The sequence below is a fragment of the Pedobacter sp. GR22-10 genome, assembly GCF_026239715.1.
Taxonomy (GTDB): Bacteria; Bacteroidota; Bacteroidia; order Sphingobacteriales; family Sphingobacteriaceae; genus Pedobacter.
The window spans coordinates 255617-276036 of the sequence record NZ_JAPIVR010000004.1 but is presented as its reverse complement, the minus strand read 5'-3'; the positions used below and the strand labels follow the sequence as shown (position 1 = coordinate 276036).

11 protein-coding genes are annotated in these 20420 nt (G+C 42.4%); 7 read left to right on the top strand and 4 right to left on the bottom strand.

The features are described 5' to 3' along the window. Position 1 precedes the first annotated feature (1 nt). On the top strand, positions 2 to 997 hold the full coding sequence (locus OQX64_RS17695; RefSeq protein ID WP_265819779.1) for an alpha/beta fold hydrolase: 996 nt from the start codon (positions 2 to 4) through the stop codon (positions 995 to 997). A 489-nt stretch (positions 998 to 1486) separates the two neighbouring features. Here OQX64_RS17695 and OQX64_RS17690 read toward each other — a convergent pair whose 3' ends face one another. Next, a complete protein-coding gene (locus OQX64_RS17690; RefSeq protein WP_265819778.1) occupies positions 1487 to 2305 on the bottom strand; it encodes an alpha/beta fold hydrolase in 819 nt (272 codons plus the stop codon). Between the two features lie 289 nt (positions 2306 to 2594). On the opposite strand from OQX64_RS17690, the gene OQX64_RS17685 reads away from it, so the two are divergent. Together OQX64_RS17685 and OQX64_RS17680 are read left to right on the top strand one after the other, a co-directional pair. Then, the gene (locus OQX64_RS17685; protein ID WP_265819777.1) at positions 2595 to 4256 is read left to right on the top strand and encodes an alpha-L-fucosidase; all 1662 of its coding nucleotides are present in this window, start codon (positions 2595 to 2597) and stop codon (positions 4254 to 4256) included. Positions 4257 to 4487: 231 nt separating this feature from the next. Further along, positions 4488 to 5357, top strand: a complete 870-nt coding sequence (locus OQX64_RS17680; protein ID WP_088299899.1) for a helix-turn-helix domain-containing protein — start codon at positions 4488 to 4490, stop codon at positions 5355 to 5357. Between the two features lie 70 nt (positions 5358 to 5427). On the opposite strand, the gene OQX64_RS17675 is transcribed toward OQX64_RS17680, so the two are convergent. The 3 genes from OQX64_RS17675 to OQX64_RS17665 form a co-directional block, all read right to left on the bottom strand. After that, complete coding sequence (locus OQX64_RS17675) at positions 5428 to 7470, bottom strand: alpha-glucuronidase (protein ID WP_265819776.1); 2043 nt, start codon at positions 7468 to 7470, stop codon at positions 5428 to 5430. Position 7471: 1 nt separating this feature from the next. Continuing rightward, complete coding sequence (locus tag OQX64_RS17670) at positions 7472 to 10096, bottom strand: glycoside hydrolase family 3 C-terminal domain-containing protein (protein WP_265819775.1); 2625 nt, start codon at positions 10094 to 10096, stop codon at positions 7472 to 7474. Positions 10097 to 10195: 99 nt separating this feature from the next. Next, complete coding sequence (locus OQX64_RS17665) at positions 10196 to 11284, bottom strand: endo-1,4-beta-xylanase (RefSeq protein ID WP_265819774.1); 1089 nt, start codon at positions 11282 to 11284, stop codon at positions 10196 to 10198. Positions 11285 to 11879: 595 nt separating this feature from the next. On the opposite strand from OQX64_RS17665, the gene OQX64_RS17660 reads away from it, so the two are divergent. The 4 genes from OQX64_RS17660 to OQX64_RS17645 all read left to right on the top strand — a co-directional run bounded on the left by OQX64_RS17660 (position 11880) and on the right by OQX64_RS17645 (position 20400). After that, positions 11880 to 16049, top strand: a complete 4170-nt coding sequence (locus OQX64_RS17660) for a hybrid sensor histidine kinase/response regulator transcription factor (RefSeq protein ID WP_265819773.1) — start codon at positions 11880 to 11882, stop codon at positions 16047 to 16049. 360 nt (positions 16050 to 16409) lie between these two features. Further along, positions 16410 to 18248, top strand: coding sequence for a sialate O-acetylesterase (locus tag OQX64_RS17655; protein ID WP_265819772.1), 1839 nt, complete (start codon positions 16410 to 16412; stop codon positions 18246 to 18248). A gap of 259 nt (positions 18249 to 18507) precedes the next feature. After that, positions 18508 to 19383 carry a sialate O-acetylesterase gene (locus tag OQX64_RS17650; RefSeq protein WP_265819771.1) on the top strand — a complete coding sequence of 292 codons (876 nt, stop codon included), beginning with the start codon at positions 18508 to 18510 and terminating at the stop codon, positions 19381 to 19383. Between the two features lie 48 nt (positions 19384 to 19431). Further along, entirely contained in the window at positions 19432 to 20400 is a 969-nt protein-coding gene (locus tag OQX64_RS17645; RefSeq protein WP_265819770.1) for a glycoside hydrolase family 43 protein, read from the top strand. Positions 20401 to 20420 lie beyond the last annotated feature (20 nt).

Genomic DNA, 20420 nt, shown 5'->3' with positions numbered 1-20420 from the left:
AATGAAAAAAAGAAATAAGCTTACAACAGTATTGCTTTTAATATTAATCCTAACGAGCATCAGAAGCATTGCACAAAACAAAAAATCTATGAATTCAAAATTGACACTACCACAAAAAGAACAATATGATGATGAATATCTTGTAAGCCTATTGCCTGGGTTCACTAACCAATACCAGGATATAGGGGGACTTAAACTCCATTATGTACAAGGTGGTGAAGGTTCACCATTGATACTGCTTGCCGGCTGGCCGCAGAATTGGTGGAGCTTTCACAAAATCATGCCGATGCTGGCAAAGCATCATAAAGTAATTGTTGTTGATTATAGCGGCATGGGGTCTTCAAGCAAACCAAGTGAAGGCTATAGTAAGAAAGCAATGGCTGGAGATATCGCATCTCTAATGAAAAAATCAGGACTTGATAAAGTAAGTATTGCAGGCCATGACATCGGGGCCAACATTGCCATCAGTTTTGCCGGCCACTTTCCCCATCAAACTGACAAATTAATTGTGCTGGACACCCCACACCCCGAAGAAGATCTTTATAAACTGCCTATGATGCCAATCGGGATGCCTGTGCACCCTTGGTGGGTGGCCTTCAACCAGGTAAAGGAATTACCGGAGCTGTTATTAGAAGGGCGCTATCATATTGTACAGAATTGGATCTTCGATAAAATGCTGGTTGACAAAGAAAGTATAAATGATTTTGACAGGAAGGTTTATGCAAAAGCTTACGAATCCAAAGAAGCAATTATGGGATCTAATGGTTGGTATCAGGCATTTCCGGAAGATATTCAGGATATTAAACAGATGAAGATGATAGCGGCACCGTGTTTAGGAATTGGAAGTAGTGCCGGACTTGCAATGCTGAAGGCATCCTTGCCAAATTATATTGAAAATCTACAATTAAAGGAGATTAAGGATAGTGGCCACTTCATTCAGGAAGAGCGGCCTGAAGAGGTGGGAAGTTCAATACTGGAATTTTTGAAATCTAAATAAATTCTTATACGGTATGGTACGACATAAATTTTGTGTATGAACACTTAAGTTTGCCGTTCGTTTGTGGTTATAAAGATTAAAAATAAAGAGAGAAAGAGGTTAACTTGATTTATAGCTGCTATCTGTTATGTTTTGCGTTTAGTGATAATGATCTTAAAAAAACCGGATAAAAAGATTTGGATTTTACTTTAAAGGGAATTTATTTAGATCCGGAGCAACCCCCCGGAATTCTACTAACTATGTGATCTATTTTAATCCGAACATGAAAAACGCTATCTTACTTGAATTGCATGCTTTACTTGGGAATGTTGTCTCAGCCGCTTATTATTCAGATCAAAAGATAAATCCGTTTCAAAATAGAATTTACCGCACGATTAAATAAACAGATCTCCTGGCGGAGTATGGGATAAAGGGGTATGAACAAATCATTTGCCTAGGCTTATGCCACTATTGTAGTACCGATGCCTGATTCTCTGGCTGGTGTGGTTATCAATCAGAAGAAATCGCTGATCCAACATAGCTCCTGTAAAATTTTTCAATTTCTGATATCACCAGTTCCGGCTGATCCTGTGGGATGTTATGCGCACTTCCTTTGGCAAGAATTAAGCTTCCTTTTTTTTGTGTGCGGATAAAACGCCGCTGCGCTTCCTGAAATCTGTCATTATCAGCCTGATTGTCAAACGGTCCTTTTTCAGCCATTACTACCAAAACCGGAATATGGGATGGGATTTTTTTCTTTCTGATCAAATGACTATTCTGCGCCATTTGTGCCAATACGAAATATAAACCAAGTTCATTTTTGCTGAAATTACTTCGGTTTAAGGTTTTAAACACGCTACTGGCAAAGCGCATATCGGCTTTAGAAGGTATTCTGGGATCTAACAGGAGTATACCTTTAACAGTGGAAGGGTTTTCAGATGCGTACAGGATGGAATAAAATGCACCCAATGAGTGGGAAACCAGTAACATATCTCGATTGGCATATCCCAGTTTTTGCAGGGCAATATGAAGACCTTTTGCTTCGTTTTGGATATTGAACGCAGTGGTATCCAGTCCGCTTGACCCAAAGCCCTGGCGGTCATAGGTGATAATGGTTGCATTTAATTTTTGATGAAGTATGGTCGCGATAGCATCCCATTGTCCTGCATCAAGTGCGCCGCCAGATTCAAAGAATATTGGTGCTTCTTTGCCTTTTCTGATTTTAAAGTGGAGTTGATAAGTTCCCGCATCAACTAAAGTATCGGTTTGTCCGTGAGCATAAGCAATGCCGGCGAAAAAGAAAATGAAACGAATGAAGTATACTTTCATAAGCGATAAGGAATGTGAAGCAAAGATGTTTCAAAGAACGGAATATTCTTGAATTCACAGGCTTCTTTTTCCGCTTATTTGATAGATTGCTCAACACCGTCTGGCAATGCTTTGATGTTGGCGTGTATAGATAAAATCAAACGCTAATCTTTTAAGTAAAATTATTGAATGCTTTAGGGTAGCTAAACAGCGAAAAGTCGGATCAGTACAATAATTTGTCGCACTGATACAAAAACTATAGGCAGGAAGGTCTGTATATTTGTTTTTAATCTTTTTAGCCAAATATTTTATGAAGAGACGAACATTGCTCAGGTACATTGCTGCCGGTATCCCCGGACTTTATCTCACACAGGTTGCTAAAGCATCATTGCTCCAACATATGATAGGTCACCCGAATACTGGTTTGCCGAAGGGCACCTTTCAGCCTACCTGGGAATCCTTAAAAAATTACCAGACGCCCGAGTGGTTTCGTGATGCCAAATTTGGGATGTGGGCACACTGGGGGCCTCAATGTCAGCCAGAGGCAGGCGACTGGTACGCCAGGCATATGTATATGGAAGGTTCCGGTCAGTATAAGTTTCACCTCAAAAAATATGGACATCCCTCTAAATTTGGGTTTAAAGATGTGATCAATACCTGGAAAGCAGAAAAATGGGATCCCCAGGCCATTGTAGATCTTTATCACCGCACAGGTGCGAAATATTTTATGGCTCTAGCCAACCATCATGATAACCTGGATTTATATGATAGTTCTTACCAGAAAAACTGGAATTCGACCAAAATAGGCCCTAAAAAAGATATTGTTAAAGGCTGGTCTGATGCAGCCCGCAAAAGAGGATTACACTTTGGTGTAAGTGTGCATGCCGCACATGCCTGGAGTTGGTTTGAAACAGCACAACGCTCGGATAAATCCGGGCCACTGGCAGGTGTTCCATATGACGGGAAGCTCACAAAAGCTCAGGGTAAAGGCCAATGGTGGGAGGGGCTTGACCCTCAGGAACTGTATGCCCAGAACCATGCTTTAAGTGAAAACAGTTTAGATGATGGCATGATTCACCGCCAGTGGAACTGGGGGAATGGGGTAAGCATCCCCGATCAAAAATATATTGAAAATTTTTATAAACGGACCATTGAGCTGATTGATAAGTACGGGCCAGATATGATCTATTTTGACGATTCGCAGCTCCCCTTATGGCCAATCAGTGATGCAGGACTGAAGATCGCATCTCATTTCTACAATAAAAGTATAAAGGAAAAAGGAAGCCTTCAGGCGGTAATCACAGGCAAAATTCTGGATGTTGAACAGCGAAAGGCCATGGTGTGGGATATTGAACGAGGTCAAAGCAATGCTATTGAGCCATTACCATGGCAAACGGATACCTGTATCGGCGACTGGCATTATAACCGCGAAGTTTATGATCAGAACAGGTATAAAACCCCACAGTCAGTTATACATACACTTATTGATGTTGTCAGTAAAAATGGAAATCTGATGTTAAATATACCTTTAAGGGGGGATGGCAACATGGACGAACTGGAAGCAAAGATTGTGGAAGAGATAGGCCAGTGGATGCGGGAGAATGGTGAAAGTATTTATAAAACCCGCCCCTGGAAGATTTTTGGCGAAGGTCCGGCACAACAGGCTGCTGCTGCACTAACGGCACAAGGTTTTAATGAAGGCAAGGGGAAATCTTTTACGGTGGAAGATGTAAGGTTTGCCACAAAAGGTGATGTTTTATTTGCAACCATCATGTCTGTGCCGCAAAAAGACGTCATATTCATCAAAAGCCTGGCAGAGAATAGTCCGTATTACAGACAAAAAATTAATAAAGTGGAGTTGGTTGCAACAGGTGCACCCTTGCCGTTTTCACGTACCGCAGATGGCTTGAAGGTAACCTTTCCGGCGCACAGCAAATTGCCATCTTTTGCCGTCCCCATAAAAATCAGTTAATTCATCACGGCTCCATATCACAACTTATTTGAGATGAGAACGGCCGGATTTTTTCCGGCCGTTTTCTATATGATGATGAGCGGTCTTAGTCCATATAATGAAATCTCTTTTTGAACTAATGGATAATTAATGATCAGATTACTTTGATGCATTGACCGCATTTGATATATTCATTGCGCGCTACATCGTCTCCCCTAAGAAACGTCAGGAAGATTTAGTATGCTGTTATCCATGAAATTTATAAAAAACCATTTTCATCTTTTAAATGCTGATGCCGTAAGGTTAGGACACAGCTGGAATTTTATCAATGTCATCAGCCCTTACTACAGGCTTTATTACATTGAAGATGGAACAGGTTATATCAATAGTCCAGCCGGACGTACGCCACTTGCAGCAGGTCATCTGTATCTCATTCCTAGTTTTACCCTCTGTGATTTGCATTGCGAGAATTATTTGTCGCAATATTTTGTTCAGTTTTTTGAAGAGTCACCAGATGGCATTTCCTTATTCGGACATTGCAGGGAGGTTTTAAGTGTAGCTGCATCTGCCATTGATGTAGGTAACTTTAAAAGGCTGCTTGAGATTAACCCCGGAAGAGGAATCAACCGTTCTGATAATCCAAAAGTATACGAAAAAGATGTTTATTATAAGGAGTATACGAAACTGAATGAGCTTCAAACAGCTGCCACACAATTTGAAACCCAGGGCATTATTTTGCAGCTGTTATCCAGGTTTATGAAGTCAGAAAGATTTGGGATCTCCAATCAGGAGGCTATACCTTCTGCAATTCTCGCGGCAATCAGTTATATACAGATTAATATCGCAAAGCCCCTTAAGGTCAGTCAACTGGCTTCGGATGCAAATCTCAATACAGATTATTTCTCCCGAATCTTTCATCGGTATTCAGGTAAAAGTCCGGTCAATTTTATACTGGAAAAGCGTATTGAAAGGGCACAATATCTGATTATGACCACCAATATACAATATGGAGAGATTGCCAGATTAACTGGTTTTGAAAACCAGCAATATTTCTCCAGGATATTCAGAAAAATCACCGGACTTAGTCCAAAAGCATACCGGAACCAAAACCCGGGATATTAAATACTGTTTAATATCCTTCGGTTGCTGAAAAATCCGCCTCGCAAAAACGAGGCGGTATGGCGTACCAAAACTACTCATAACTTTTACTTTTGCTCAGGGTTTTCAGGGCATCGAGGTCATGAACAGGGCGCTCGATATCAAAAGGAATTTCCCTTTTGCTGAAAGTCTGAAAATACAGCAGGCAGGCATCCTTCCAGATTTGGGCATCACGGCTTTGTATCCGCAATTTGGATTGTACTGCCATGAAGCGTTCTTCATCTACAAGGCCATGCATTTTATCCCAGGTTTTCTGGAAATCCCGCACCTGTTGTACGCCGGTATCATAACGATAGCAGAGTGCTGTCCAAAGATCTTGACCATTTTTAAGCCGGTAAGTCCAGGGCACATGATGAAACCACAACAGGTATTCTTCGGGGCAGGTATTCAGGTCATCAAATCTGGAACGCAATGGTTCATGGTATTGTGCTACGGCATTGCTTCCGCTGTGGCTCCTGTTAAAACCCAGCCCTTCCAGGTCTGCCTTGTGGTAATATACAGAAGTCCAGTCGGCCCTGATTTTAGTATTGGCAAACCAGGGGGCAGGGCCATAATGATGTCCCTCGGCAAAGATGTGGTGCAGGCCAAATGGCATCATGTAATTCACTATTGCTTCGCGACTTTCGAGCATCATTTTCTTAACGGGTTTCACAAATGACTGGTCTTTTGCATTCTCCCGAACACCTAAAAATGTCTGTCTGATCCATTCATCTGCAATCTCTTCACTTTTAAGCTGGTTATTCCAGGCCAATCTGCCGAAGGCATACCAGTTAGCCTGTGCAAAAATATGCCCGGTCCAGTTGCGGTCTGAACCGATATTAGCCACACCTGCAATAGCAGTGAATGTACTTTTATCCTGTGTTCCGTCAGTAACCACCGCAACAGTGCTTCCTTTGCCTTTCTGGTAAGTATCGCTGTTTAAACATTCCTCCCAGAGGGTAGAGAGAAAAGCAAGTTGTTTGGATTGGCCGAGGTATTCCTGCGTAATTTGAAATTCCGGCATCACCCGTGTCTGGTTCATTGCACCAAATAAGGCACTGAAAGGTTCACGGGGCTGAAAATCCAATGGTCCGTTTTTGACCTGGAGGATCACATTTTTCTTAAATTTCCCATCGTAGCGAAGGAATTCTGTATAAGCCTGTTTGGTTCGGTCCTGTTCGCTGGTTTGGTAAACAAAAGCCCGCCACATCACAATTCCGTTGAAAGGAGATACCGCATCAGCCATCATATTCGCGCCATCCACGTGTGTGCGGCCAAAATCCTGCGGACCCGGTTGCCCTTCACTATTGGCCTTCACCAGAAAACCGCCAAAATCAGGAATCAGCTGGTAAATTTCTTTCGCTTTGTTTGCCCACCATTTTCTGACGAGTGGATCAAGTGGATCGGCAGTTTTCAGTTTTCCGATGGTAACCGGTGAGGAAAAATTAACAGACAGGTAAACCTTTAAACCATAGGGGCGTAGAATTCCGGCAATGGCCTGAACCTTTTTAAGGTAGGGTGCCGTTAAAATTTTTGCCGAGGCATTCACATTGTTTAATACTGTTCCGTTTATGCCGATGGAAGCATTGGCCCTGCCATATAATTGATAAAGCGCCTCATCTGCCTTGCTGATGGTTAAATCCTGATCATTTTTCCAGAAGATGGATTGACCGGCATAACCACGTTCTACTGATCCATCCAGATTATCCCAATGATTCAATATCCTGCGGGAATAGGAGGGGTTGGAACTAAAATGATCATCCGTTTTGCCCAGATACTGCCTTCTGAGCAGTTCATAGGTTCCATAAAGGATGCCGAGATCGGTTCTGGCAATAATTTTATCCTGTTCCAGGCGAAAGCCATCACCTTTAATGGATGCATGCTGGCTGAATTCGAACTTTATGTTGGCCTCATTTTTACCCAGCCATCCCGTTTTCAGCTCATTTATCGCAATATCCAGAACGGATGATTTTCTGCTGTGCTGTATCTGAACACTTGCAGCAGATCTACCACGCAGCCAAAGTTCATGTCCGTCTTCGGCTTTTGCAAGATAGGCACAGGCGATAAAAGTCAGTACCAGGTATATTGTTCTTTTCATTTTAGTTGATGTTAAGCGTGTGGCTTAAAATATTTCCGCTGGTTTTCAAGGTTTCGTCGGGCTGACTGCCACCAACAGTAATGTCTATTTTGCCTTTCAGCGGTTGTTTTTTGCCGTTTTGATCAATATAGGTAAGGTTATCGGGTTGCAGGTTAAAACTGATGAGCTGGCTTTTGCCAGGGGCCAGGCTTACCCTTTGGAAACCTTTAAGTGCTTTCCTGGCAGTTTTAATCGCCGGATCACTGTGCGTTACATATAGTTGTACAACCTCATCACCCTCCATTTTTCCGGTATTGGTGATTTTTACGGTGACTTTAGTGCCTTTACCCGCTTTAATTGTTGCAGGTGCGTTAAACCCTTCATAACGAAAAGTGGTGTAACTTAATCCGTAGCCAAAACCAAAAAGCGGCTTTCCTTTAAAGTAGCGGTAGGTCCGGTTTTCCATACTGTAATCATTAAAGCTGGCCAGATCCTGGTCGCTTTTATAGAAAGTAACCGGGAGCCTGCCAGATGGATTATAATCGCCAAAAAGCAGGTCAGCGATGGCCGTACCAGCCGATTGACCACCATACCAGGCATTAACAATCGCCGGAATATTTTCTGCTTCCCAAGGCATGGCAATGGCACTTCCTGTCATCATCACAAAAACCACTGGTTTACCGCTGTTTTTTAAGGCTTTCATTAATGCTGTTTGCGCTTGTGGAAGCATAATGGATGTCCGGTCGCCACCGCTAAAACCAGGAAGATCGACCTTCATTTCTTCGCCCTCCAGCTGAGGAGAGATGCCTCCTGCAAAAATAAAGGCATCTGCATCCTGGTGCCGCTTGACCAAAGCATTAAAATCAGTACGCATAAATGCACCGCCGGAGAAGCGGATTTTAGCGGTACCTTCGCCTTGCCAGTATTCAATAACCAGTTTATAAGTACTATCCTTAACGGTTTGTAGCTTATAGGTTTGTGCTCCCCAGCGGTTTCTGGTCCAGGCATCCAATACTTTTTTCCCATTTACAAAAAAGCGGTAGCCGTCATCAGCTTCCAGCTCAAAAGTCATGCTGCCTGTTTGCGCGGCTTTAAAGTCGGTGGTGTATCGTGCTGAAAAATGATTTGCGGTAAGGCCTCCTTCCATCTGCTGGCCTTCCTGCCAACTGTGGTTAAGGCTGGCCTCCATTTGTGTAAGAATTGGTTTTCCTTCCAGTTTCTCCCCTTTAAAATATTCTGATTTAAATCCCTGCTTACCGTCGATGTTCAGTTGTTTGTCCAGATCAAGGTAATTTAAAAGGGTATCGTTTGTAAATGATACGGCTTGTTCATACACCACCGCTGTATTTGGACCAACTTTGTTTTTGATGCCTTCCAGTACCGTGGTGATTTTGGATGGGGTACCATTATAATTACCCAGTACGGCAATGGCATTATCTGCATTCGGACCTAAAACCACCAGTTTCTTCAGGTTTTTTTTCAGCGGAAGGGTATTGGCCTCATTGCGCAGTAAAACCATTGATTCGCGGGCCATTTTCAGTGCATGTGCCTGATGATCCTTATTTTCCAATACGGTGATGGGGGTATTGGCATATTTAACCATCGCTGGCGGATCGAACATGCCCAGTCTGAAGCGGATCATAAATAAGCGTTTTACGGAAACATCGATGTCCTTTTCTGTAATGATTCCGTTTTTAACTGCAGTAAGCAAGGCTTTGTAAGCATCTGTACCACAATCAATATCAGTACCATGAAAAACAGCATCCGCAGAGGCTGCAGCAGCATCTTTATGGGTTTTATGGTTTTTAAAGAAATCATCTATCGCCCAGCAATCGGAGGTTACATAACCGGTAAACTTCCATTGCCTGCGCAGGATATCTGTCATAAGTAAATCGCTGGCACAGCAAGGCTGCCCCTGAAAGGCATTATAAGCACACATTACACCCGCCACCTTAGATTGGGTAACCAGTTTTTCGAACGCAGGAAGATAGGTATCCCAAAGATCAAACTGACTGACGTCGGCATTAAATACATGCCGCAGTGGTTCCGGTCCGCTATGTACCGCATAATGTTTGGCACAGGCAGCGGCCTTTAAATATTTAGGATCATCACCCTGCAAGCCTCTTACAAAAGCATCACCCAGAGTAGCGGTAAGGTAAGGGTCTTCACCATAGGTTTCCTGACCCCGGCCCCAGCGGGGATCGCGAAAAATATTGATATTGGGTGTCCAGTAGGTCAAACCCAGGTAGCGCTCATTGGTTCTGCCTAATTCTACCGCTTTATTGTAGATGGCACGACCTTCTAGTGCAGCATAATCAGCCATTTTAAACAGGGCATCCGAATCAAAGGTGGCTGCCATGGCAATGGCTTGCGGAAACACGGTTACCTTAAAAGGGGTACGGGCCACGCCATGAAGGGTTTCGTTCCACCAGTCGTATGCCGGGATTTTTAACCTCGGAATGGCCGGGGCAGAGTTGAGCATCTGAAATACTTTTTCTTCCAGTGTCAGGCGTGAAACCAGGTCATCAACTCTTCTTTCAAAAGGCAGTTTATAATCCTGAAAAGGGTATTGTTGCGCTTTTACTGAACTGAAACCCGTTAAAAGTAAAAGGGTGATGAAGATTTTTAAAGGTTGGGCTTTTCTCATAGGTTTTGGTTAGCGATCACCAAAGTTCATGGCGAATTAATCGTTTTAGCAGATGGTTAATATTTTATAGGTTGATAAATTGTGGATCCAATATCAGATCTAAAACTTGGTCACTTCATAAAATGCCTTTTTGGGCTTTAGTTCAGTGTCAAATAATAGGGGATAATTTTTTCTGCCCCGGGCATCCAGCCAGGTATAGCGGTCAGACAGGTTCCAGAAGGTTACGCCGGTAATGTTTTTTCTATATTTCCGCAATACTTCAAATATCATTTTATATTGTTCCATCTGGCGCGATTCCATTTCCGGGGTAAATTCTGCCTTCGCTTTTTGTTCGGCATTTTGAATGAGCTGCCCGCCCTGGTTGCCATCGTATACAGAAACATCCAGTTCGGTAATCTGCACATCCAGGCCCAGGCCGGCAAATAACGCGATTGATTTTTCAAGTTCGGAACGGCTTGGGTTACTTACCGACCAATGTCCCTGTAAGCCGATGCCATGAATGGGTACGCCCCTGGCCAGCAAGGTCTTTAGCATTTTATAAATTTTATCCCGCTTTTTAGGTTGTTCTGTATTATAATCATTATAAAATAAACGGGCCTTGGGATCGGCCTCATGCGCGTAACGGAAAGCCATTTCTACAAAATCCTCACCTGCTATTTTATAAAATTGCGAATTGCGGAAATAGGTAGAATCGTCAGCAATAACTTCATTTACGACATCCCAGGCATAAATATCTTTTTTATAGTGATTGACTACAGTATGAATGTGTTCCTTTAACCGTTTCAATAATAAATCTTTTGATACGGTATTTCCCTGTTCATCATTGAAAAACCATCGCGGTGCCTGATTGTACCACACCAGACAATGCCCCCTCATTTTTAGGTTGTTTTTTCTGGCGAAACCGGCAATAGCGTCTCCGTTTCTCCAGTTGTATTCATTTTCCACAGGATGAATCGGGGCCATTTTCATGGCATTTTCTGCTGTCACGCTATTGAATTGATCTAGGATGAGTGCTTTGTTTGTGCCATCCAGATCACGTGGGGTAATGGCTACGCCAATAGGAAAGTAGTTTCGGTAATAGTCTTTTAAACCCTTTGCTTTCGGCAGCATTGGTTTAAAGGCTGTCATGATGATGCCAAAAGCCATCAACAGTAGGGTACCGATGATGAACACATTCCTTTTTGTCATATTTGGTTTTTTAGGATTTGCAAATTCGCCACATTTTGATTTTTAACAGTGCTCTTATGGATAAATATCGGAAACAAATGTTTTCTAACCATTAGATTACAAAGTGATTTTGCACGCCTTATGCTTTATGTGAAATGCTTTTTAACCCTGTAAACGGATAAAAATGAACATCTGTTGCCGCACTTTTTACAATAATCACACTCCGCTGTTTTCATTTGTCCTAATTTAGCAAATTCAATGGTAACCGGGGCTATCCCGTAACCAGACAAAAATAAATAACCAAATATGATATACCATCAAACTGGCAGGACCGCCCCGCTTAAACCGGAGCTTCATACAGCACTTATTTTAAAGCATTGATGAACATTAACTTTAAGCTGAACTGACTGAAATGCATGTTCATCATCATCAAATGAATAATTGATTCGCTGTACTATTAAATTTTATATAAATTGGTGGCTTTAACCAAATCATCTCCCAATAGGCCTGTTCAAACACATGGCCTATTTGCAAAGGATAACTGGTTTACCGCTTGGAAAATCATCAGATTTTGCAGGTTTAAAGTTAACCGGAATAAAAAATTGACCTAATCATCATGCTGAACCGCGTTGTTTTAAATACTGTTTTTTGTTTTACGCTTTGTCTGGTTTTCGCAATGTCCGGACATGCACAAGAACAAAAAATTAATTTTACTTCCCTACAAATCAGAGACGGACTTTCTTCAAATACGGTGAATGCGATTCAAAAGGACCACTATGGTTTGATGTGGTTCGCGACAGAAGACGGACTGAATAAGTTTGACGGAAGTAACTTTACCGTATACCGGTATAAATCAGATGATTCTACGGGCATCCAGTCTAATGACATCAGATCCCTGCATGAAGATAAATCCGGAAATTTATGGATTGGTACTTCGGGCGGTTCTCTGAGTTTATTTGACCGGAAAAAAAATGCTTTTATTACCTTCCCTGCAAACAAAGCCGATGCACTGAGTAGTAATATCATTCGTTCTATCTGCAGTGATTATAAAGGTAAGATATGGGTTGCCACATTTAATGGTTTGGATGAACTTGATCCCAAAACCCGCAAAATTAAAAACCACCTTCGCCAGTATAGCTCCAAAGGTTCTTTTCCTGCACTCACCTTTAACTGCCTGATTGAAGACAGTAAACGCAGAATCTGGGTAGGTTCAAACAATGGCATTTACTTATACCAAAGGGCAACCAATACTTTCAGGTTATTTCAGCATAATGCTTCTGACCCTGCCGGTTTGTGTGATAACGCTGTCTCATCAATCGTGGAAGATAAAACCGGAAACATCTGGTTTGGTACCAGAAATGGCCTGAGTATGCTGCTTCCGGAAGGAAAAGGTTTTAAAACGTTAAGGAATAATAAAGGCGACCTGAATACGCTGATGAATAATGGTATCAGAAGCCTGGCTGTTGATCAGAAGAATCAGCTCTGGATCGGAACGGAAGATGGCTTAAACGTGCTGGACATTAAAAGTGGCAGGATGTCGAGATACAGGCCCGATTCGAGGGATATTTACAGCCTGACCGGCAAATCGATCAGTTGCATCTATGTAGATAGCGCCGGGATTTACTGGCTTGGGCCTTACCACGGTGGGGTGTGTAAATATGATACCAACCTAAATTTATTTCACCTGAAGCAAAGTAATATTCTGGACCGGAATGGTTTGAATGGTTCGGTTGTCACATCATTTGCTGCATATAAAGGCGATGTATTTGTAGGTACCGATGGGGGAGGTTTGAATTTGTTTAACCGCAAAACAGAACTGGTGCAGCGGTTTGATGCAGGCCTTGCTGATGGAAGTGCCTTAAATAACATATCCATCATGGCCATGGAACTGACCCGGCAGCAAAAACTCTACATGGGTACCTATTCAAATGGTTTGGTGGTGATGGACTTGGCCACGCAAAACCTGAAGCAGTATAAACAGGGTACAGGTGCCGATGCCTTAAATTCAAACGATATTTTCTGCATAAAAGAAGATCACACTGGTAAAATCTGGGTAGGAACCAATGGTGGTGGAGTAAATGTGCTAAATGCCGACAATAAGGCATTGATTAAATACTGCAAAAACCCGAAGGCCATCAATGAAGTGGATTATCCCGGTAATAATTTTATCCGTTTTATTGAAGAAGACAACGCCGGCAATATCTGGATCGGTTCATACGGATCGGGCATAGCCGTCTTTAACCAAACCGGAAAAACGTTTACCATCCTGAACAAAGCAGAAAATAAATTACCCAATGATCTGACTTTATCTATTCTGAAAGACCATGCCGGTGATTTATGGGTAGGAACGTTCAGCGGTGGATTAAGCTTGTATAATCAGGCTACTAAAAAGTTTATCACCTTTGGTGAAAAGGAAGGGCTTAACAATGCCACTGTATACGCTATAAAAGAAGACAGGCAGGGACAGATATGGGTGAGCACCAATAAAGGCATCAGTAGCTTTGACCGAAAATCACATACGTTCACCAATTATACCATTTATAACGGCGTTCAGAACAATAACTTTGTAGTGGGCGCCGGGCTGAGCACTCCTGATGGTGAAATCTATTTTGGTGGTGCTGATGGTTTTAATTATTTTAATCCGCAGTATTTTAAAAAGAATAAAAATCTGCCTTCAGTTCTTTTTACTGATCTCAGAATATCCAATACTTCCATTCTTCCGGCAGAAGACGGGCCGATTGAAGAGGATATTTCAGTGGCAAAAGATATTTACCTGGATTATAAGCAAAGCTTTACATTGAGTTATGTGAGCGTTAATTATACTGCGCCGGAGCAAAACCGCTATTCGTATCGTTTAGAAGGTTTTGATAATGAATGGATCAATGCCGGATCTTCTAAATCGGTATCCTATACGAATCTTGATCCGGGTGACTATGTATTTCATGTTAAAGCCAGTAACAATGATGGTTTGTGGAATGCAGCAGAAACTTCCATCCGTATCCACGTGCGGCCACCTTTCTGGCGAAGCATTTATGCGTATATTTTTTATGTTGTTTTAATTGCCGGATCCTTACTGTATATCCGTCACCGTGGCATCCGGAAGTTAAAAAGGGAATTTGCCGTGGTTCAGGAGAAAATGAAGGCCGATCAGCGCAGCATGCAGGAAAAACAGGAAGCCGAAAGGTTAAGAGAACTGGATAAACTGAAGATCAAATTCCTAACCAACCTGAGCCATGAATTCCGTACACCGCTTTCATTAATTATGGGGCCGGTAGATAAACTGATTGCAGAAGAAAAAGACAGTCATGTTGTTGCGCCGTTGAGCATGATTAAACGCAATACCAAGCGCTTGCTTAACCTGGTGAACCAAATTCTTGATTTCAGGAAAATTGAAGATCATGAATTGAGATTAGACCGTTCGGAAACCGATATTGTGGCTTTTATTAAAGAAGTACTCGAATCATTTAATGATTTGAGTGAACGCAAGCAAATTCAGCTTATTTTTAAAAGTCAGCTGCGTTATTTTAATGCTGCTTTTGATCACGATAAAATAGAGCGCGTATTATTTAACCTGTTGTCTAATGCGTTTAAGTTTACCTCGCAGGGTGGTACCATTTCCGTAGAGCTGGAAAAAAAGGAATTTTCGGCAGGCAACGGTCAATCGGCCTTAGTGATTAAGGTTACTGATACGGGGATCGGCATCAACACAGCAGACCAGAAAAAGATATTTGAACGTTTTTTTCAGGCCGATGGCATCGCTCCGATTTTAAATCAGGGAAGCGGGATTGGTTTATCAATAGCAAAGGAATTTGTGAAACTGCATGGGGGAGACATTACCGTACAGAGCGAACCCGGTGTGGGAAGTACTTTTTGCATTGAGTTGCCATTTGCTGAAGCAGAATTTTCAGAGGAGTTAACCATTGATTTCTCTGATTCAGGAAAAACTGAAGTGATCGCGGAAGAAAATGAGGAAACTGCCAAACAAACATCAGGAGGAGAAATTCCATCTATTTTACTGGTAGAGGATAATGAGGATTTTCGTTTTTACCTGAAGGATGGATTAAAATCATCTTTCAAGGTACATGAAGCCTGTAATGGTCAGGAAGGATGGCAAAAAGCCTTGGCTAACCATCCACAGATCATTGTTAGCGACATCAATATGCCTTATATGAATGGAATTGAATTGTGCAAAAAATTGAAATCAGATAAGCGTACAAACCATATCCCGGTTATTTTATTAACAGCCTTAACAGGTGAAGAAGAGCAGATCAAGGGACTGGAAACCGGTGCAAATGATTACCTGACCAAGCCTTTTAATTTTGAAATTCTGCATGCGAAAATTAGAAACCTGCTGGCCCTGAATCAAAGGTTAAGGGATACCTATACCAAGCAAATTAAAGTTCAGGCACCAGAGGTGGTCATCGAATCGCATAGCAACCGCTTACTGAATAAGGTTGCACTGTATATTGAGGAAAACCTGAACAATCCAAAGCTGTCGGTGGAAGATTTAAGTAAACATGTGGGCATGAGCAGGGGTTCGCTTTATCATAAAATTTTAGAACTGACAGGACTTTCACCAGTAGAGTATATCAGGTCGGTTAAGCTGGATAAAGCAACCGTATTACTCGAAAAAAGCGATCTGAATGTATCGCAGATTGCCTATATGGTTGGTTTTGCCACGCCAAATTATTTTGCGAAATCATTTAAGGCCAAATACAATATGCAGCCCTCTGAATACATGAATCTGAAACGGAAGTTGGAGGATCATGTTACAAAGGACAAGTAAGATGGTCACCCTGATCTGGGTGTTGGCTTTGAATTAAATTGTTCTTGCCCCGCTCACGCTCGTTTCCAAACCAGCACAGGCATAAAGCTGTGAACGATTGGGTTTCCAGATCAGGTGTTTGTTTTTTTACGTTCTTCTTCCTTTCAGCGAAAAGGTGCCGATAGGAGGCCAACTTAAACATTTATCGCACTTTTTTATTCAAATCTGTTTTATTGGCTTAGGCAATTAAACTAAATTTGAAGATTAACCAATTATAGCATGAGCCTGAGCAAGCGCTTTATTTTTTTTCTATATCTTATTTTTTGTGGGGCCTTGGCAGGAAATGCCCAGATCAGATTGCCGCATATTATCTGCGATAGCATGATCCTGCAGCGCGATCAGCCTTTGGAAATATGGGGATGGGCTTCACCAGGCGAACGGGTGATACTCCATTTTAAGGGAAAGCAATTCAGCACTACAGCAGGTGCAGATGAAAAGTGGCGCATCACACTTCCGGCCGTGAAAGCGGGCGGGCCTTATACCATGGAATTTTCCGGTAAAAATAAAGTGGTATTAAAAGATGTTCTTTTTGGTGATGTATGGCTCTGCGCCGGACAATCCAATATGGTACACCAGCTGAAGGTCCACAATATTACCTACGCAAAGGATATTGCTGCTGCAAATTATCCGCAGATCAGGCAATTCTGGGTGCCCACGGCCACCAATTTAAACGGACCATCCAAAGACCTGCCTAAAAGCAACTGGAAACCGGCCACCCGGGAAGGCATCAATGATTTTTCAGCTGTGGCTTATTTTTTTGCACGTAAAATCTATGAAGAACAAAAAATACCCATCGGGATCATCAATTCAAGTGTTGGCGGAACCACAATTGAAGCCTGGACAGGGGAAGACGGATTAAAAGGAATGGATGAAATCAGTCAGGTTATTGCCCGTAATAAAGACACGGCTGCAGTTAACAAAATAAACAGGATGGCCGATGCCAGCCAAACCCCGCCGGCAGTAAATGCCGATAAAGGCTTGCTGGAGGAGGTGAAATGGTTTGATCCGGCATACCAGCCTAAAGGGTGGCGTAAGTTTGATCTGCCTGGTTACTGGGAAGATCAGGGCGTGCGGGATCTGGATGGTGTGGTCTGGTTCCGGAAAGAAATAGAAGTCCCTGCAGGTATGGCCGATGCTCCTGCTTTTATCCAGCTGGGAAGAATAGTTGATGCAGACCGCCTTTACCTGAATGGAACGCTTGTGGGTTCAACGGGCTATCAGTATCCTCAAAGAAGATACCATGTCGCCGCCGGCGTACTAAAGCCCGGTAAAAATATTTTGGTGGTTCGGGTTGAAAATTCAAATGGAAAAGGAGGTTTTGTGCCAGATAAACCGTATTCGATTGAAGCTAATCAACAGCTAATCAGTTTGAAAGGAGAATGGCAATATAAAGTTGGAGAAACTTATCGACCTGTATTTAGAAAGGGCCCCTTCCGCATTCAGGAACAGGCGCAACCTACCGCACTTTATAATGCGATGGTAGCACCTGCTATTCAATACGGGATAAAAGGCGTATTGTGGTATCAGGGTGAAAGTAATGTTGGCAATGCATTGGCCTATAAAAAGTTATTGCCAGCCATGATTCAGGACTGGAGGACGCAGTTTAAAAAACCTGACCTTCCGTTTTACTATGTTCAACTGCCCAATTACGGCGATATGCGCTATCAGCCAGGTGAAAGTGCCTGGGCTTTGTTGAGAGAAGCAACACTGGAAACACTTCAGGTACCCCATACCGGAATGGCCGTTACAATTGATCTTGGAGAGTGGAATGACATTCATCCGGATGATAAAAAAGATGTTGGCGAACGCCTGGCATTGATTGCTGAACGATGGAGTTACGGAAGAAAAAATCTCGTTTATTCGGGCCCAATTTACAAATCCTCGGCTATTGAAGGTCGTCAGATGATCCTCCGTTTTGATCATATCGGTTCAGGCCTGAAAACAATCGATGGAGAAGCCCTTTCACAGTTTGAAATTGCCGGTGCAGACAAGAAATTTGTATGGGCAGATGCAGAAATTAAAGGTGATCAGGTGATTGTTCATTCATCACAGATTGAAAAGCCGATGTATGTACGTTATGCCTGGGCAGATAATCCGGTTAATCCAAATTTATATAACCAGGAAAACCTTCCGGCCTCACCGTTTCGTACTGACAGGTAGCCTGATTAACTTTCAGGTTAATTAATGACCTTCCATACCTGTTTTATTCTTTTCATTCAGGGTACTTAAAGATGTTTGTATCCAAAGCGTTACCTCTTAAAATCAACGGTAAACATATTTTCTATAATAATCATCAAAACTTCCCGCCTGAAACGGGCATATCGCCTAGTTTTATCCTGTGGTATTCCTGATCGGGTCATTATTAAGTTATAGTGATTTTTTAAATCAGGAAAGGCACGATGAATATTAATTTATCACCATGAATGACCAAAAACTGCTAACCAGAATTTTATCGCCTGTTAATTTAAAAAGGATCATTATACCTGCGCTGTTATTTTTAACCCTGCCATTTACTTCCTTTGCACAAGACCCGGATTTTCATATTTACCTTTGCCTGGGCCAGTCAAATATGGAAGGAAATGCCCGTTTTGAGGCACAGGATACCGTTCAGGTTGACCCTCGTTTTCAGGTTTTGCAGGCGGTTAATTGTCCGGATTTGAAGCGGGAAATGAATCAATGGTACACTGCCGTTCCGCCTTTAACCCGTTGCAATACCGGCTTAACACCAATTGATTATTTCGGGCGCACCATGGTTGCTGAACTTCCTGAAAAAGTACGCGTTGGGGTGATTGTCGTAGCTGTCGGCGGATGCAAAATTGAATTATTTGATAAAGACAATTATACCTCTTATACGGCCACTGCACCAGAATGGATGAAAGGTATGCTTCAGCAATATGATGGTAATCCTTATGGTCGTTTATTAAGCCTGGCAAAGGAAGCACAGAAAAAAGGCGTTATTAAAGGAATATTGCTCCATCAGGGGGAATCCAATACCGGCGATAGCTTATGGGTGCACAAAGTAAAAGGCGTTTATGATCACCTGCTTCAGGATCTTCATCTGCAACCTGGTGAGGTGCCATTGCTTGCGGGCGAGGTTGTGAATGCAGATCAGGGTGGGGTTTGCGCCAGTATGAACAATATCATTGCAAAGCTGCCTCAAACCATTCCTGCTGCACATGTCATTTCCTCAAAAGGTTGTACGGTAGCTGCTGATAAACTTCATTTTAATGCTGCGGGTTACCGTGAACTTGGAAAGCGATATGCTGCACAAATGCTTTCGCTGTTAAAAAAATAAGACTAAATCCCTGCAGTTTAATTATTAAACTAACCAAATACGAACGATATGAAATTTCCTTACCTGATGCTGCTGATTGCGGTGATCTGCTCCGTACAAAGTAATTTAAAGGCACAGAATCCCGTTATTAAAAATATTTTTACGGCCGATCCGGCACCAATCGTGTATAAAAATACCGTTTATCTTTATGCCGGGCATGATACGGCTACAGTAAAAGATACCAACTATAAAATGCCCGACTGGCATGTGTTTTCTTCTCAGAATATGGTCGATTGGAAAGACCATGGCGCGCTGCTTTCACCCAAAACATTTTCATGGGCAGGCGGAGATGCTTATGCTGCACAATGTATTTTCCGTAACGGTAAGTTTTACTGGTTTGTATCAACAGGGCATCAGAAAAATGCGGAAAGTGGCGGTGGAATGGCGATTGGGGTTGCTGTATCAGATCATCCGACGGGGTCATTTAAAGATGCGATAGGAAAGGCACTGATCACCAATGAAATGACCAAAGATAAAAAACACGGATGGGATGATATCGATCCTACTGTATTTATCGACGATGATGGCCAGGCCTATCTTTTCTGGGGCAACGGCAGTTGCAAAAGTGTAAAACTTAAAAAAAATATGACGGAGCTGGATGGGCCGATTACGGTATTGGATATTAAAAACTATATAGAAGGCCCCTGGGTTTATAAAAGAAAGGGAAATTATTACCTGGTTTATGCGGGCGCAGGCACCAAACCCGAAATGATTGAATATTGTATGGCTAAAAGTCCGCAGGGCCCTTGGGTTTACAAAGGGATTATTCAGGAAAACGTAGCCAATAGTTTTACTACGCACCCGGGCATTGTAGATTTTAAAGGAAAATCCTATTTTTTCTATCATAACGGCACGTTGCCAACCGGTGGAAGTTACAGAAGATCAATTTGCATCGATTATATGCATTACAATCCGGATGGTACGATTCAGAAAATCATTCAAACAACTGAAGGTGTCGCTGCCGTTAGTAAACGCTAAACCAGCCCATTCAATCATAA

Coding starts and splice junctions, on each gene's coding strand:
- OQX64_RS17660 (WP_265819773.1), top strand. CDS start 11,880: ATGCTGAACCGCGTTGTTTTAAATACTGTTTTTTGTTTTACGCTTTGT.
- OQX64_RS17690 (WP_265819778.1), bottom strand. CDS start 2,305: ATGAAAGTATACTTCATTCGTTTCATTTTCTTTTTCGCCGGCATTGCT.
- OQX64_RS17675 (WP_265819776.1), bottom strand. CDS start 7,470: ATGAAAAGAACAATATACCTGGTACTGACTTTTATCGCCTGTGCCTAT.
- OQX64_RS17655 (WP_265819772.1), top strand. CDS start 16,410: ATGATCCTGCAGCGCGATCAGCCTTTGGAAATATGGGGATGGGCTTCA.
- OQX64_RS17650 (WP_265819771.1), top strand. CDS start 18,508: ATGAATGACCAAAAACTGCTAACCAGAATTTTATCGCCTGTTAATTTA.
- OQX64_RS17645 (WP_265819770.1), top strand. CDS start 19,432: ATGAAATTTCCTTACCTGATGCTGCTGATTGCGGTGATCTGCTCCGTA.
- OQX64_RS17685 (WP_265819777.1), top strand. CDS start 2,595: ATGAAGAGACGAACATTGCTCAGGTACATTGCTGCCGGTATCCCCGGA.
- OQX64_RS17670 (WP_265819775.1), bottom strand. CDS start 10,096: ATGAGAAAAGCCCAACCTTTAAAAATCTTCATCACCCTTTTACTTTTA.
- OQX64_RS17680 (WP_088299899.1), top strand. CDS start 4,488: ATGAAATTTATAAAAAACCATTTTCATCTTTTAAATGCTGATGCCGTA.
- OQX64_RS17665 (WP_265819774.1), bottom strand. CDS start 11,284: ATGACAAAAAGGAATGTGTTCATCATCGGTACCCTACTGTTGATGGCT.
- OQX64_RS17695 (WP_265819779.1), top strand. CDS start 2: ATGAAAAAAAGAAATAAGCTTACAACAGTATTGCTTTTAATATTAATC.